The sequence below is a fragment of the Streptomyces sp. NPDC101152 genome (genome assembly GCF_044768275.1).
Lineage (GTDB): Bacteria > Actinomycetota > Actinomycetes > Streptomycetales > Streptomycetaceae > Streptomyces.
In genome coordinates, this window is the sequence record NZ_JBIWPO010000001.1 from 113,291 (window position 1) to 127,596 (window position 14,306).

General features: G+C 69.9%; 15 protein-coding genes. 6 read left to right on the forward strand and 9 right to left on the reverse strand.

Translation table 11 applies throughout. The features are described 5' to 3' along the window. Positions 1 to 128: 128 nt before the first annotated feature. The 3 genes from ACIRVK_RS00565 to ACIRVK_RS00575 form a co-directional block, all read right to left on the reverse strand. Positions 129 to 824 carry a DUF402 domain-containing protein gene (locus tag ACIRVK_RS00565; RefSeq protein WP_404242439.1) on the reverse strand — a complete coding sequence of 232 codons (696 nt, stop codon included), beginning with the start codon at positions 822 to 824 and terminating at the stop codon, positions 129 to 131. Between the two features lie 72 nt (positions 825 to 896). Then, positions 897 to 2,282, reverse strand: coding sequence for a class II fumarate hydratase (locus ACIRVK_RS00570; RefSeq protein ID WP_404242441.1), 1,386 nt, complete (start codon positions 2,280 to 2,282; stop codon positions 897 to 899). 214 nt (positions 2,283 to 2,496) lie between these two features. Continuing rightward, complete coding sequence (locus ACIRVK_RS00575) at positions 2,497 to 4,188, reverse strand: fumarate hydratase (RefSeq protein ID WP_404242443.1); 1,692 nt, start codon at positions 4,186 to 4,188, stop codon at positions 2,497 to 2,499. A 143-nt stretch (positions 4,189 to 4,331) separates the two neighbouring features. Between ACIRVK_RS00575 and ACIRVK_RS00580 the strand changes: the two genes are divergently transcribed. Both ACIRVK_RS00580 and ACIRVK_RS00585 read left to right on the forward strand, forming a co-directional pair. Beyond that, the gene (locus tag ACIRVK_RS00580; protein WP_404242445.1) at positions 4,332 to 5,024 is read left to right on the forward strand and encodes a DUF1707 domain-containing protein; all 693 of its coding nucleotides are present in this window, start codon (positions 4,332 to 4,334) and stop codon (positions 5,022 to 5,024) included. Between the two features lie 113 nt (positions 5,025 to 5,137). Beyond that, positions 5,138 to 5,515, forward strand: a complete 378-nt coding sequence (locus ACIRVK_RS00585) for a WhiB family transcriptional regulator (RefSeq protein WP_404242447.1) — start codon at positions 5,138 to 5,140, stop codon at positions 5,513 to 5,515. 82 nt (positions 5,516 to 5,597) lie between these two features. On the opposite strand, the gene glpX is transcribed toward ACIRVK_RS00585, so the two are convergent. Beyond that, positions 5,598 to 6,632, reverse strand: coding sequence for a class II fructose-bisphosphatase (gene glpX, locus ACIRVK_RS00590; RefSeq protein WP_404242449.1), 1,035 nt, complete (start codon positions 6,630 to 6,632; stop codon positions 5,598 to 5,600). A gap of 127 nt (positions 6,633 to 6,759) precedes the next feature. Here glpX and ACIRVK_RS00595 point away from each other — a divergent pair, with 127 nt between their 5' ends. Further along, positions 6,760 to 7,281, forward strand: a complete 522-nt coding sequence (locus ACIRVK_RS00595) for a DUF4245 domain-containing protein (RefSeq protein WP_404242451.1) — start codon at positions 6,760 to 6,762, stop codon at positions 7,279 to 7,281. Between the two features lie 63 nt (positions 7,282 to 7,344). On the opposite strand, the gene ACIRVK_RS00600 is transcribed toward ACIRVK_RS00595, so the two are convergent. The 3 genes from ACIRVK_RS00600 to xseA form a co-directional block, all read right to left on the reverse strand. Further along, positions 7,345 to 7,935 (reverse strand): malonic semialdehyde reductase, encoded by a 591-nt coding sequence (locus ACIRVK_RS00600; RefSeq protein WP_404242453.1) that lies wholly within the window; start codon positions 7,933 to 7,935, stop codon positions 7,345 to 7,347. 167 nt (positions 7,936 to 8,102) lie between these two features. Further along, entirely contained in the window at positions 8,103 to 8,342 is a 240-nt protein-coding gene (locus ACIRVK_RS00605; RefSeq protein WP_404242455.1) for an exodeoxyribonuclease VII small subunit, read from the reverse strand. 9 nt (positions 8,343 to 8,351) lie between these two features. Next, positions 8,352 to 9,572, reverse strand: coding sequence for an exodeoxyribonuclease VII large subunit (gene xseA / locus ACIRVK_RS00610; protein WP_404242457.1), 1,221 nt, complete (start codon positions 9,570 to 9,572; stop codon positions 8,352 to 8,354). 81 nt (positions 9,573 to 9,653) lie between these two features. Here xseA and ACIRVK_RS00615 point away from each other — a divergent pair, with 81 nt between their 5' ends. After that, entirely contained in the window at positions 9,654 to 10,664 is a 1,011-nt protein-coding gene (locus ACIRVK_RS00615; RefSeq protein ID WP_404242459.1) for a 4-hydroxy-3-methylbut-2-enyl diphosphate reductase, read from the forward strand. 29 nt (positions 10,665 to 10,693) lie between these two features. Continuing rightward, the gene (ppgK, locus tag ACIRVK_RS00620) at positions 10,694 to 11,440 is read left to right on the forward strand and encodes a polyphosphate--glucose phosphotransferase (RefSeq protein WP_404242461.1); all 747 of its coding nucleotides are present in this window, start codon (positions 10,694 to 10,696) and stop codon (positions 11,438 to 11,440) included. A gap of 247 nt (positions 11,441 to 11,687) precedes the next feature. On the opposite strand, the gene ACIRVK_RS00625 is transcribed toward ppgK, so the two are convergent. Continuing rightward, entirely contained in the window at positions 11,688 to 12,269 is a 582-nt protein-coding gene (locus tag ACIRVK_RS00625) for a DUF6542 domain-containing protein (RefSeq protein WP_404242463.1), read from the reverse strand. 168 nt (positions 12,270 to 12,437) lie between these two features. Between ACIRVK_RS00625 and ychF the strand changes: the two genes are divergently transcribed. Next, positions 12,438 to 13,526, forward strand: coding sequence for a redox-regulated ATPase YchF (gene ychF / locus ACIRVK_RS00630; protein WP_404242465.1), 1,089 nt, complete (start codon positions 12,438 to 12,440; stop codon positions 13,524 to 13,526). Between the two features lie 64 nt (positions 13,527 to 13,590). Here ychF and ACIRVK_RS00635 read toward each other — a convergent pair whose 3' ends face one another. Then, positions 13,591 to 14,214, reverse strand: coding sequence for a Uma2 family endonuclease (locus ACIRVK_RS00635; RefSeq protein ID WP_404242467.1), 624 nt, complete (start codon positions 14,212 to 14,214; stop codon positions 13,591 to 13,593). Positions 14,215 to 14,306: the final 92 nt, after the last annotated feature.

Consider the following 14,306-nt stretch of genomic DNA (forward strand, 5'->3'; position numbering starts at 1 on the left):
CCCCTCGCTCACGTCCTGCCGCCCCTCGGTGACGATCGGTCAAGCCCAGCGCATGATCCGGGAGTTGCCACTGCGCTCCCTTGCGGAGGACGATCCTACGGTTGTGGACCGGGGGCGCATCAAGGGTCTCATGTGGACACGTGCGCGGGCGTACGGTCCCAGTCCTCCGGCAAAGAAGGTACAGCCCAGGACGGATCCGGGCGCCAGTGCTGCCAGCCCTCGCTGTACGGCGGGCCCCAGGCGCGGATCTCCTCCACCGCCGACAGCCCCGCCCGCCGTACCCGTTCGGCCACCTCGTCGTCCATCAGGCCGTCCTGGCGGGCCTGCGCGAACTCGTCCTCGTCGCGCCAGGCCCAGCTGCGGTCCGGATAGACGCAGATGTCGAGGAAGTGGTCCTCGGAGTCGACCCCGTCGGCCCAACGCTCAAGAGGCGTCTCGAGGTTGACGTACCAGTTCTTGAACCGCCAGCCCGGCTCCCAGAACAGCCACACCGACCAGGGTTCGCCGGGCCGGGCCAGCTTCAGCACGCCGGTGCCGAACCAGCGGTCGAGCTGGACGGTGCGCGGCTTGGTGTAGCGCGAGCGCAGCGGTTCCTGGTGCACGGGCGTGCCGTCGACGAGCATCGGCCTGACGCACTCGGTGCCGGGCGCGAGCCACACGGCGAGCAGGTCGGCGTCGTCACGGACGACGGTGACCGGGCGGGCGATGTGGACACGGTCGCCGGCGTTCTCCCGGTACCGCCACAGGATCTGCGTCCCGGGGGCCCAGAAGCCCGTCGGCCCGTCCGCCGCCACGTCCGCACTCACCGCTCCACCGTCCGCCATGCACAGATATTAGGTGCCGTAGGCATACGACGCTGCGGCGCGCGTCACGGTTCTCGCCATGTCGACGATCGGTTACGGGCGCGTCATACGCAGGACATCCAACGCCTCGTCGAGCTGCTGCTCCGTCAGGTCGCCCCGCTCCACGTACCCGCTCTCCAGCACGACCTGACGGATCGTCTTCCGCTCCGCCAGCGCCTTCTTGGCGACCTTCGCGGCCTCCTCGTACCCGATGTACTTGTTCAGCGGGGTCACCACGGACGGTGACGACTCGGCGTACTCGCGCGCCCGTTCCCGGTTCGCGGTGATCCCGTCCACGGTGCGGTCGGCGAGCAGCCGGGAGACGTTCGCGAGCAGCCGGACCGACTCCAGGACGTTCTTCGCGATCACCGGCAGCATGACGTTCAGTTCGAAGTTGCCGGCCGCTCCGGCGGTGGCGACGGTGGCGTCGTTCCCGACGACCTGGGCGGCGACCATGAGCACCGCCTCCGGGATCACCGGGTTGACCTTGCCCGGCATGATCGAGGAACCGGGCTGCAGGTCGGGCAGCGTGATCTCGGCCAGCCCCGTGCGGGGGCCCGAGGACATCCAGCGCAGATCGTTGGCGATCTTGGTCAGCCCGACCGCGATGGTCCTCAGCTGCCCGCTGGTCTCGACGATCCCGTCCCGCGCGCCCTGCGCCTCGAAGTGGTCGCGGGCCTCGGTCAGCGGCAGCCCGGTGACGCGGGAGACCTCCTCGATGACGGCCGCGGAGAAGCCGGGCGGGGTGTTGATGCCCGTGCCGACCGCCGTACCGCCCAGGGGCAGTTCGGCGAGGCGCGGGAGCGAGGCGTACAGCCGCTCGACGCCGTACCGGACCTGCGCCGCGTACCCGCCGAACTCCTGCCCCAGCGTCACGGGCGTGGCGTCCATGAGGTGCGTGCGCCCCGACTTCACGACGTTCGCGAACTCCTCGGACTTGCGCTCCAGGGAGGCGGCGAGGTGCTCCAGGGCCGGGATGAGGTCCCGGGTGACGGCGGCGGTGGCGGCGATGTGGATGGAGGACGGGAAGACGTCGTTGGACGACTGCGAGGCGTTGACGTGGTCGTTGGGGTGGACGTCCCGGCCGAGCCGCTCGCTCGCCAGCGTGGCGAGGACCTCGTTGGTGTTCATGTTGGACGAGGTGCCCGAACCGGTCTGGAAGACGTCGACCGGGAACTGCTCGTCCCAATCGCCCCGGGCGACCTCCTCGGCGGCCTCCTGGATCGCCTCGGCGATGTCCTTGTCGAGCACCCCCAGGCGCGCGTTCACCTTCGCCGCGGCGCCCTTGACGCGGGCGAGCGCCTCGATGTGGGCGCGCTCGATCCGCTGGCCGGAGACGGGGAAGTTCTCCACCGCGCGCTGGGTCTGGGCCCGCCACTTCGCCTCGGCCGGGACGCGTACCTCACCCATGGAGTCGTGCTCGATCCGGTATTCGCTCATACCCGTATAGCGATCGGGATGCTGACGATGTTCCGGGCCGCCGCCACTCGATCGGGTGAGATCCGGCTCTCACCGTGGAGGAGACCCAGGAGCAGACGCCCGCCGTCCGACGGCACCGCCCAGCCCGTCTGGGGTCCCCCCTCTGGGGGAGTTCGAGGACGAGGCCGTCAGGCCGGCGGCGGGGGCGAAACCGTCCCCCGCCGCACCACAGGCGCTACGCCAGCCCCGGCCCCCGCACCGGAATGGTCGTGAACGTCGGCTGCGGGGCCGGGTCCTGGAAGAAGTCGTTGCCCTTGTCGTCCACGACGATGAACGCCGGGAAATCCTCCACCTCGATCTTCCAGACGGCCTCCATGCCGAGCTCCTCGTACTCGACGACCTCGACCTTCTTGATGCAGTCCTGGGCGAGGCGGGCCGCCGGGCCGCCGATGGAGCCGAGGTAGAAGCCGCCGTGCGCGTCGCAGGCGTCCGTGACCTGCTTGCTGCGGTTGCCCTTGGCGAGCATCACCTTGGAGCCGCCGGCCGCCTGGAACTGCTCGACGTAGGAGTCCATACGGCCGGCCGTGGTCGGGCCGAAGGAGCCGGACGCGTAGCCCTCGGGGGTCTTCGCGGGGCCCGCGTAGTACACCGGGTGGTCCTTCAGGTACTGCGGCAGCTCCTCGCCCGCGTCCAGGCGCTCCTTGATCTTGGCGTGCGCGATGTCACGGGCCACGACCAGCGGGCCGGTGAGCGAGAGGCGGGTCTTCACCGGGTACTTGGTGAGCTCGGCGAGGATCGCGTCCATCGGCTGGTTGAGGTCGATCCTCACGACGTCACCGGCCTCGTCCAGATGCTCGTCCGTCGTCTCCGGCAGGAAGCGTGCCGGGTCCGTCTCCAACTGCTCCAGGAAGACGCCCTCGGGGGTGATCTTCGCGAGCGCCTGGCGGTCGGCGGAGCAGGAGACGGCGATGGCGACCGGGCAGGACGCGCCGTGCCGGGGCAGGCGCACCACACGCACGTCGTGGCAGAAGTACTTGCCGCCGAACTGCGCGCCGATACCGATCCTCTGCGTCAGCTCGAAGACCTTCTGCTCCAGCTCCTTGTCCCGGAAGCCGTGGCCGAGTTCGGAGCCCTCGGCCGGGATCTCGTCCAGGTAGTGCGCGGAGGCGTACTTGGCGGTCTTCAGCGCGTACTCGGCGCTGGTGCCGCCCACCACGATCGCCAGGTGGTACGGCGGGCACGCGGCCGTGCCGAGCGAACGGATCTTCTCCTCCAGGAACTTCATCATGGAGGACTCGTTCAGGACGGCCTTGGTCTCCTGGTAGAGGAACGACTTGTTGGCGGAGCCGCCACCCTTGGCCATGAACAGGAACTTGTAGGCGCCGCCGTCGGTCGCGTACAGCTCGATCTGGGCCGGAAGGTTGGAGCCGGTGTTCTTCTCGTCCCACATGGAAAGCGGGGCCATCTGCGAGTACCGCAGGTTGAGGTTCTGGTAGGCGTCGTAGATGCCCCGGGACAGGGCCTCCTCGTCGCCGCCGGCCGTCAGCACGTTCTGTCCGCGCTTGCCCATGACGATCGCCGTGCCGGTGTCCTGGCACATCGGGAGCACGCCGGCGGCCGCGATGTTGGCGTTCTTCAGCAGGTCCAGGGCGACGAACTTGTCGTTGCCGGACGCCTCCGGGTCGTCGATGATGCGCCGCAACTGGGCCAGGTGCGCGGGCCGCAGGTAGTGCTGGATGTCGTGGATGGCCTCCTCGGCGAGCTTGCGCAGCGCCTCCGGCTCCACCTTGAGGAACGTCCGCCCGTCGGCCTCGAAGGTGGAGACACCCTCGGAGGTCACCAGCCGGTAGGGGGTGGTGTCCTCTCCCATGGGGAGCAGATCGGTGTACGCGAACGCAGGGTTGGGTGGGGGGGAAGTACGCGGCATCGCAGCCCATTCCTCACTCGGCAGACGGTCGCTGCCTCCCTTGGCAGCGGCCACCAGCGTAGAACCTGCGTCCGACAGCGGGCCTGTGAGGTTGTCCTCAGGAGGGGTAGTCGCGATCTATCGCGTTTCGGTACGCTGCTGTCGTGGACCTTCACAAGCACACCGAACCCGCCCTCGCGGAGCCCGGCCTGCGTGCCTCCGACGCCGACCGCGACCGCGTCGCCGACATCCTGCGCGAGGCCCTCGCCGAGGGCCGCCTGACCTCCGACGAGCACGCCGAGCGGGTGGAGGGCGTCCTGGCCGCCAAGACGGTCGGCGAACTGGAGGTCTTCATACGGGACCTGCCCGCCGCCCACCGCCCCCGCACGGCCCCCGCCTTCGCCGCGGCCCCGAGCCGCCCCACCCTCGGCGCGATCCCGGTCGACCCGGACGACAACGTCGTCGCGGTGTTCAGCAGTGCCATGCGCAAGGGGCGCTGGCGGGCGGGCCGCCGTATCCACGCGTACGCGATCTTCGGCAGCGTGGAGATAGACCTCAGCGAGGCGCTCTTCGAGTACCAGCAGGTCGTGATCAAGGCGATCTCGGTCTTCGGCAACGTCGAGGTCCGCGTCCCGGAGAACGTGTCGCTGCGCGGCACCGGCGGCGGCGTCCTCGGCAACTTCGAGGTGGCCCCGCTGGACGCGGAGGAACCGGACGCGCCGGTGGTCTTCGTGGACGGCTGGGCGGTGCTGGGCAACGTGGAGGCGAGGCCGAAGCGGGGCAAGCTCGTCGCGGACATCCTCGATCGCGTGCAGCACAAGGTGGACCGGAGTTTGCGCAAGCACCTGGGTCGTTGACGTATGTGAACGGTGGATTCCAGCGGTTCGGAACTCAGTGCATAGGCGCGCGCACAGCGGGTAGGGCTTGCTGCATCGTCGCTCGCTCGCGAAGCCGTCGTCAGGAGTAGACCGTGCTGCAACCGCCGCATTCGTCCCTGCAGGTAGCTGCCGTTCCGGCCCCGCGGGTGCCAGTGCGGGACAGGGACCAAGACGCTCCATGGCACACCGAGGCGGTGTGCCGGCGCGACGAGGCCGGCCTGTTCTTCGCCCCCTCCAAGGAACCCACCGCCGCGCGGCTCTCCCGCGAGGAGGCGGCCAAGCGCGTGTGCGCCCGCTGTCCGGTGATGGTCGAGTGCCGCGAGCACGCCCTGCTGCAGCCCGAGCCCTACGGCGTCTGGGGCGGCCTGACGGCGGCCGAACGCCGGGTGGTGCTGGCCCGGCGCCGCCGCCGGGACATGGAGCTGAAGAAGGCGGCACGGGCCCAGGGCCGTATAGCGCAGGCGGGTTAGCCGCGCGAGGCGGGTGAGCCGGGCGCCCCCTCCGCACCAGGGGGCGCCCACTTCTCGATGCGCGGGCTCCGCAAGTCCCGCGCTATTTGGCGCGGTCGAAGTCGATCTGGCTGTAGGCCCGCAGCTTGCTCAGCCGGTGCTCGGAGTCGATCCGCCGTACCGTGCCCGACTTCGAGCGCATGACGATGGACTCGGTGAGCGCCGTCTCCGACCGGTAGCGCACCCCTCGCAGCAGCTCGCCGTCGGTGATGCCGGTCGCGACGAAGAAGACGTTCTCCCCGGACACCAGGTCGTCGGTCGTCAGCACGCGGTCGAGGTCGTGCCCGGCGTCGATCGCCCGCGCCCGCTCCTCGTCGTCCTTGGGCCACAGCTTGCCCTGGATCGTCCCGCCCAGGCACTTCACCGCGCAGGCGGAGATGATGCCCTCCGGCGTCCCGCCGATACCGAGGAGCATGTCCACGCCCGTGCCCTCGCGCAGCGCGTAGATGGAGCCGGCGACGTCGCCGTCGGAGATCAGCTTGATCCGTGCCCCCGCCTCCCGGATCTCCTTGATGATCCCCTCGTGCCGCGGCCGGTCCAGGATCACGACCGTCACGTCCTCCGGCGTCGACCGCTTCGCCTTGGCGACCCGCCGGATGTTCACCGACACCGGCGCGTCGATGTCGACGAAGTCCGCCGCCTCGGGCCCGGTGACCAGCTTGTCCATGTAGAACACGGCGGACGGGTCGAACATCGACCCGCGGTCGGCGGCCGCCAGCACGGCGATCGCGTTCGGCATGCCCTTGGCGGTGAGCGTCGTCCCGTCGATCGGGTCGACGGCGATGTCGCACTCGGGCCCGGTGCCGTCACCGACCCGCTCCCCGTTGAAGAGCATCGGGGCCTCGTCCTTCTCGCCCTCGCCGATGACGACGATGCCGTTCATCGAGACGGTGTGGACGAGGGTCCGCATGGCGCGCACCGCGGCGCCGTCGGCGCCGTTCTTGTCGCCCCGCCCGACCCAGCGGCCCGCGGCCATCGCGGCGGCTTCGGTCACCCGGACGAGTTCCAGGGCGAGGTTGCGGTCGGGGGCTTCGCTGGGAACTTCGAGTTCGGACGGCAGGTGATGATGCTCGGTCATCGAGGCGCACCTTTCTGATACGACGACGGCCGGATGAGGGTTCGACCCTCGACTCTATCGTCAGTCCGACAAAATGAGCAGGGGACCCCACGGATGAGCGGACCGGGTACCTGCGACGATAGGGGGCGTGGCAGGTTCGAACGGCAAGCAGAAAACGGTCCGGGACATGGTCCTCTCCCTGGGCCTGATCGGGATCGCGGCGGCGCTCATCTACGTGTTCATCCCGCACGACGACTCCGCCCCCGATCTCCCCCGGGTGGACTACCGCGTCGAGCTGCTCACGGCGCGTCGCGCGGCGACGTACCCGGTGGCGGCCCCCGAGGGCCTGCCGGCTACCTGGAAGGCGACCTCGGTCCGCTTCGACGGCGCGAACTCCGACGCCTGGCACCTCGGCTTCCAGGCCCCCGGCGGTCAGTACGTGCAGGTCGAACAGTCGACTCAGAAGCCGTCGGAGTTCATCGACACCGCCACCCAGGGCGCCACGGCGACCAAGTCCACCGAGCAGATCGACGGCAGGACCTGGACGCGCTACACCGGCGGCCGCTACAACGCCCTGGTGCTGCCCGGCAAGGGCTCCACGACCGTCGTCGCGGGCACCGGCTCGTTCGAGCAGCTGACCCAGGTGGCGCAGGTGCTGAAGACCTCGTAGGAGCACCTGGACACGGCGAAGGCCCCGGCGGTGTCGCCGGGGCCTTCGTCATGCCGAAGTCGCTCAGACCGTGGTGACGACCTGGTCGTACTCCAGGCGCGGGGAGCGCGGGAACCAGGCGTCCTCGCCCGGCTTGCCGATGTTGACGACCATCAGCACGGAGTGGTCGTCGTCCAGGAACTCCTTCTGGATGCCCTCGAGGTCGGCGCCGGTCATCGGGCCGGCGGCGAGACCGGCGGCGCGGACGCCGATGATGAAGTAGGCGGCCTGGAGGGCGGCGTTCAGCGTGGCGTTCTTCTCGCGGGCCTCGCGGCTGGCCGCGAACATGTCCTTGGCCTGCGGGAAGTGCGGGAAGAGGTGGGGCAGCTCCTCGTGGAACTCGTTGTCCGCGGAGAGGATCGCGACCAGCGGGGCGGCGGCGGTCTTCTTCTGGTTGCCCTCGGCGAGGTGCTGCACCAGGCGCTCACGGGCCTCGGGGGAGCGGACCAGGGTGACGCGCAGCGGCGACTGGTTCATGGAGGTCGGGCCGTACTTGACCAGGTCGTAGATCGCCTGCACCTGCTCCTCGGTCACCGGCTCGTCGGTGAAGGTGTTGGCGGTGCGGGCCTCGCGGAACAGCAGGTCCTGGGCGGCGGGGTCAAGAGCGAGAGACATGCGGGGAACTTCCTCGGGGGTGACGCCTGGGTCCTTTACCGGACCGCGGTCCGGATTGGCTGACGGCACGAAGGTACGTGAGGGAAGGTTCAAGTTTCAACAAAGAGCAGCCCGTAGTGATCCGCTTCACACGGATCACTCCGGGGACTGCCGGCGGCTCCTGCCCCCTACGACTGCTCGTCGCCCTCCGCCTCGGCCCTCTCCTCCTCGGCCAGCGCCGCGTCCAGTCGCGCCCGGGCCCCGTCCAGCCAGCGCCGGCACACCTTGGCCAGTTCCTCGCCGCGCTCCCACAGCGCCAGGGACTCCTCCAGCGTCGTACCGCCGGCCTCCAGCCGCCGTACGACCTCGATCAGCTCGTCCCGAGCCTGCTCGTACCCGAGCGCCTCTTCCGCCACCTTGCTGCTCATCCACCCACCCTAGACATCGACATCGGCATCGACTCGTACGGAGAACTCACCCTCGGACACCCGCGCCCGCAGCGGCTCGTCCCCGGTGACCTCGGCGGGGTCCCGCACCACGTGCCCGTCCGCCTTCTGCAGGACCGCGTAGCCGCGCTTGAGGGTGGCGGCGGGGGAGAGGGCCACCACGCGCGCGTGCGTGTGCGTCAGCTCGGAGTCGGCGCGGTCGAGGAGGTGGCCGAGCGTCCGCCGCGAACGCTCGACCAGCGAGGCCACCTGGTCGGCCCGCTCGTCGATCATCCGGTGCGGATCCTCTATCGAGGGCCGCGCGAGGGCCTGCGCGAGCCCCCGCTCCTCCCGCTCGACGAACGCCACCACGCACCGCCGCGCCCGGTCCCGCAGCAGCCGCACCCGCTCGTACTCCTCCCCGACGTCCGGTACGACCTTCTTCGCGGCGTCGGTCGGCGTGGACGCCCGCAGGTCGGCGACGTAGTCAAGCAGCGGGTTGTCCGGCTCGTGCCCGATCGCGGAGACCACCGGCGTACGGCACTCGGCCACGGCCCGCACCAACTGCTCGTCGGAGAACGGCAGCAGGTCCTCCACGCTGCCGCCGCCCCGCGCGACGATGATCACGTCCACGTCGCCCAGCTCGTCGAGCTCCTTCACGGCCTGCACGACCTGCGGGACGGCGTGCACGCCCTGCACGGCGACGTTGCGCACCTCGAAGCGGACGGCGGGCCAGCGGTGCCGGGCGTTCTCCAGCACGTCCCGCTCGGCCGCCGAGGCCCGCCCGCACACCAGCCCCACGAGCTGCGGCAGGAACGGCAGCGGTTTCTTCCGCTCCGCCGCGAACAGCCCCTCCGCGGCCAGCGACTTCTTCAACTGCTCAAGGCGCGCGAGCAGTTCACCGACCCCCACGGGCCTTATCTCGGCGGCGCGCAGCGACAGCTGGCCGCGGGGCGCGTACCACTCGGGCTTGGCGTACACGACGACGCGCGCGCCCTCGCTCACCACGTCGGCCACGGCGTCGAACGTCTGCCGGTAACAGGTGACGCCGATCGAGATGTCGTACGAGGGGTCACGCAGGGTCAGGAACACGACCCCCGCGCCCGGCCGCCGCGACAACTGGGTGATCTGCCCCTCGACCCAGACGGCCCCCAGCCGGTCGATCCACCCTCCGATGAGCCGCGACACCTCACCGACGGGCAGGGGAGTCTCGGCGGACGTGTTGAGAGCCATGCCGCGAGAGTAACGGCCCGCACCGACAACGCCCCGAACACCGGCCAGCGGGATCTCCGGCGCCCCGGACCCGGCCTTACGATGGATCGCATGACCGCTTCGCCTGGCCGCCGTGTCCTGCTCGCCGCCCCCCGGGGCTACTGCGCTGGTGTGGACCGCGCCGTGATCGCCGTCGAGAAAGCCCTGGAGCAGTACGGGGCTCCCGTCTACGTCCGGCACGAGATCGTGCACAACAAGTACGTCGTGCAGACCCTGGAGAAGAAGGGCGCCGTCTTCGTCGAGCGGACGGAGGAAGTTCCCGAAGGGAACATCGTCATGTTCTCCGCGCACGGGGTGGCCCCGGTCGTGCACGAGGAGGCCGAGCGCGGCAAGCTGGCCACCATCGACGCCACCTGCCCGCTGGTCACCAAGGTCCACAAGGAAGCCGTCCGCTTCGCCAAGGAGGACTACGACATCCTCCTGATCGGGCACGAGGGCCACGAGGAGGTCATCGGCACCTCCGGCGAGGCCCCCGACCACATCACCCTCGTCGACGGCCCCGGGGACGTCGACAAGGTCGAGGTCCGCGACCCCTCCAAGGTGGTCTGGCTGTCCCAGACCACGCTCTCCGTCGACGAGACCATGGAGACCGTCGACGCCCTCAAGGAGAAGTTCCCGCAGCTGATCTCCCCGCCCAGCGACGACATCTGCTACGCCACCCAGAACCGTCAGCTCGCGGTGAAGCAGATGGGCGCCGAGGCCGATCTCGTCATCGTGGTCGGCTCCCGCAACTCCTCCAACTCCAAGCGGCTGGTCGAGGTCGCCAAGCTGGCCGGCGCCCGCGAGGCCTACCTGGTGGACTTCGCCGACGAGATCGACGAGGCCTGGCTGGAGGGCGTCTCCACGGTCGGCGTGACCTCCGGCGCCTCCGTCCCGGAGACCCTGGTCGAGCAGGTCCTGGAGTGGCTGTCGCAGCGCGGCTTCGAGGACGTGGAGATCGTCAAGGCGGCCGAGGAGTCCATCACCTTCTCGCTCCCCAAGGAACTCCGCCGCGACCTGCGCGAGGAGGCGGCGGCGCTGATCGCCGAGCGCACCGGGACCTCGGCCGAGTGACTGTCGGTCGTCCGTCGTAACGTAGGGCCATGCAGATCTTCGGCGTTGACATCGGCGGATCCGGGATCAAGGGCGCCCCTGTGGACCTTGACAGGGGCGACCTGGCCCAGGAACGTTTCAAGGTGCTCACCCCGCACCCCTCGACGCCCGACAGCGTGGCAGACGGGGTGCGTGAGGTCGTCGAGCACTTCGGGTGGCGGGGGCCGGTCGGGCTGACCTTCCCGGGCGTGGTCACCGACGGGGCCACGATCCGTACGGCGGCGAACGTCGACAAGAGCTGGGTCGACACGGACGCGCGCGCGTTGTTCAGCGAGCGCCTCGGCGGCCTCCCGGTGACGGTGGTCAACGACGGGGACGCGGCGGGCGTCGCCGAGATGCACTTCGGCGCCGGCAAGGACCGCAGAGGCGTGGTCATCCTGCTGACCTTCGGCACGGGCATCGGCAGCGCCCTGTTCGTCGACGGCATCCTCGTCCCCAACAGCGAGCTGGGCCACCTCGAGCTGCACGGCCAGGACGCCGAGAAGCGGGCCTCCAGCAAGGCCAAGGACGACGAGGAGCTGACCTGGGAGCACTGGGCGCACCGCGTCCAGAAGTACCTCGCCCACGTCGAGATGCTCTTCACGCCCGACCTGTTCATCATCGGCGGTGGCGTCAGCCGCAAGGCGCACAAGTTCCTGCCCTTCATCGAGGGCATCCAGGCGGAGATCGTCCCGGCCCAGCTGCAGAACAACGCGGGCATCGTGGGCGCGGCGATGCGGGCGGCGACGGACGGCTAGGGCCTGTTGCGAAAGTGGCGCCTGCCGCGCGACGCCCGGAAGGCTCCCCCAGAGGGGGTACCCCCACTTGCCGCACCGCCCGAAAGCCCGTGTACGCCCGGTCCATCAACGGCGTCTTCCGGCCGGCACGCCGAGAGCACGCTCCCCCACGCTCGAACCACTCGCGCGGGGGGGACCCCCACGACGCCGCGCGGCCGCCCGCCGGGCGACGACGCCACTTTCGCGGCACTAGCGGCGCCGCGCCGGATCAGCGCGGCGGCTCGGTCCTGCGCCGGACGGCCTGGCGGCGCATCAGGGCGACCTTCCGTACGGTGACGATCGAGCCGGCGACCAGGGTCCCCCCGTACAACCAGCCGACCTGGGTGGCGAGCGCTGTCACCAGGCCCATCAGGCGGCCCGACAGCCCGCCGGCGCCGTTGGCGACCGGCACCAGGCCCACCGCGAAGGCGATCGGTACGACGACGGGGGCGGTCACCAGGTCGCTCTTGCGCACCCAGATCGCCGTCAGCACGCACACCGGCAGGAACAGCACGCCGTAGGCGGCCGTGGACGAGCCGAACAGCAGCTCGTCCAGGAAGCCCAGGACCAGCATCACCGCCCCGCAGAACAGGCCGCCGCCCAGCCCGGTCAGCCGCGGGTTGGGCAGCCGCCGTACCGTCGCGGCCGGAGGCGGGCCCTGCCGTCGTACCGCCGCCGGACGGGCGGCCGGGCGCTTCTGCGCGGGCCGGTTGCCGTTGCCCGGGGCCCCGCCGCGCGCCGCCTGTGGGGGCAGCGGGGGCGTGCCGCGTCGCGTTCCGTCGTGCGGGGGTCGCGTCCTGTGTTGCTCCACGCGACCAACTTAGGTCGGTTTATGTGCCGAATCGCTCCTCAGACACGCCGGAGGTCGGAGCTTGGCCATGCGTTCGAACGGTAGCCGGAGCGGCGGTTTGCACGCCGTAGACTGGTGGATCGGCCCAGCCCCCCAAGTCCTCTCCTCTCACGTACGGGAAGTCGCAACGTGTCGCTCACGATCGGAATCGTCGGTCTGCCGAATGTCGGCAAGTCGACCCTGTTCAACGCCCTGACCAAGAACGACGTGCTCGCGGCCAACTACCCGTTCGCCACGATCGAGCCGAACGTGGGCGTGGTCGGCGTCCCGGACCCCCGCCTGACCAAACTGGCCGAGATCTTCTCCTCACAGCGGATCCTTCCGGCGACCGTCGACTTCGTCGACATCGCGGGCATCGTGCGGGGTGCCTCCGAGGGTGAGGGCCTGGGCAACAAGTTCCTCGCGAACATCCGTGAGTCCGACGCGATCTGCCAGGTCATCCGCGCCTTCAAGGACGAGAACGTCGTCCACGTCGACGGCAAGGTCTCGCCCAAGGACGACATCGAGACGATCAACACCGAGCTGATCCTCGCGGACCTCCAGACGATCGAGAAGGTCCTTCCGCGCCTCCAGAAGGAGTCGCGCATCAAGAAAGACGTGGCCCCGAAGGTGGCGGCGGTCGAGGCGGCGAAGGAGATCCTGGAGAAGGGCGACACCCTCTTCTCACAGGGCTTCGTCCAGGGCGGCGAGCGCGCCGAACTCCTCCACGACCTGCACCTCCTGACGACCAAGCCCTTCCTGTACGTCTTCAACGTCGACGAGGACGAACTGGTCGACGACGACTTCAAGAACGAGCAGCGCGCCCTGGTCGCCCCCGCCGAGGCGATCTTCCTCAACGCCAAGCTGGAGGCGGACCTCGCCGAACTGGACGAGGCCGACGCCCTGGAGCTGCTGGAGGCCGTCGGCGCCGAGGAGCCCGGCCTCGCCACCCTCGCCCGGGTCGGCTTCAACACCCTCGGCCTGCAGACGTACCTCACGGCCGGCCCCAAGGAATCCCGCGCCTGGACCATCAAGAAGGGCGCCACCGCCCCCGAGGCGGCCGGTGTCATCCACACCGACTTCCAGAAGGGCTTCATCAAGGCGGAGGTCATCTCCTTCGACGACCTGGTCCAGACCGGCTCCGTCGCCGAGGCCCGCGCGAAGGGGAAGGCGCGGATGGAGGGCAAGGACTATGTGATGCAGGACGGGGACGTGGTGGAGTTCCGCTTCAACGTGTGATCGCGCCACCTGGCGCCGGCCGATCGTCGAGTGGGCAAGCCGGAAGGGGCCGGACTCCGGTGAGTCAGGCCCCTTCCGGCTTGCCTGTGCCGGCTTGGGGTGACTCCTGTTTGCCCCGCGGAGGGGTGAGCTTGTCGAGTTCCAGGCTGATCTCGAAAGGCACAGGGCGCTTCAGAGTGCCTCGGAAGATACCGGCGGGCGCGTAGACGCCGGTCGGTTCGTCGAGTTCGTAGACGTGGACGACCGGGGCGCCGTCTTCGTCCTCGATGCACCAGTAGTGCGGGATGCCGGCCTCCGCGTACTTGCGCAGCTTGACCGTGCGGTCCCGGTGCGCGGACTCGGGTGAGACGACCTCGATGACCAGTCGCACCTCGTCCGGAGCGAACCAAGTGCGGTCTCCGTCGTAGTCGGCCGTCGTCAACAGCAGATCCGGCTCCGGCCTGTTTCGCTCGTCGAGCTTTATGGTCATCTCGCGGCCCACCCTGACATCGCCGGGCGCCTGCTCCATGAGAGCGACGGTGAGCATGGTGACGAGGTGGCCGTGCCACCACCTCTGCGGCGACATCATGAAGACAAGCGCTCCGTCGATCAGCTCGGTGTGGCGGGGCGCCTCGGGAAGGCGGTCCAGGTCTTCCGCGAACCAGCCTTCCTCGCGCGGCGGGCGCATCCAGTCGGGCAGTGCGGTCATGGCTCAACCGTAGCGATTCGACGAGGCGTGGGCCACGAGATCGTTACCCGGGCGGACGTCGGTGGTACGAGCACGGCAACGCCGTGCTCGTC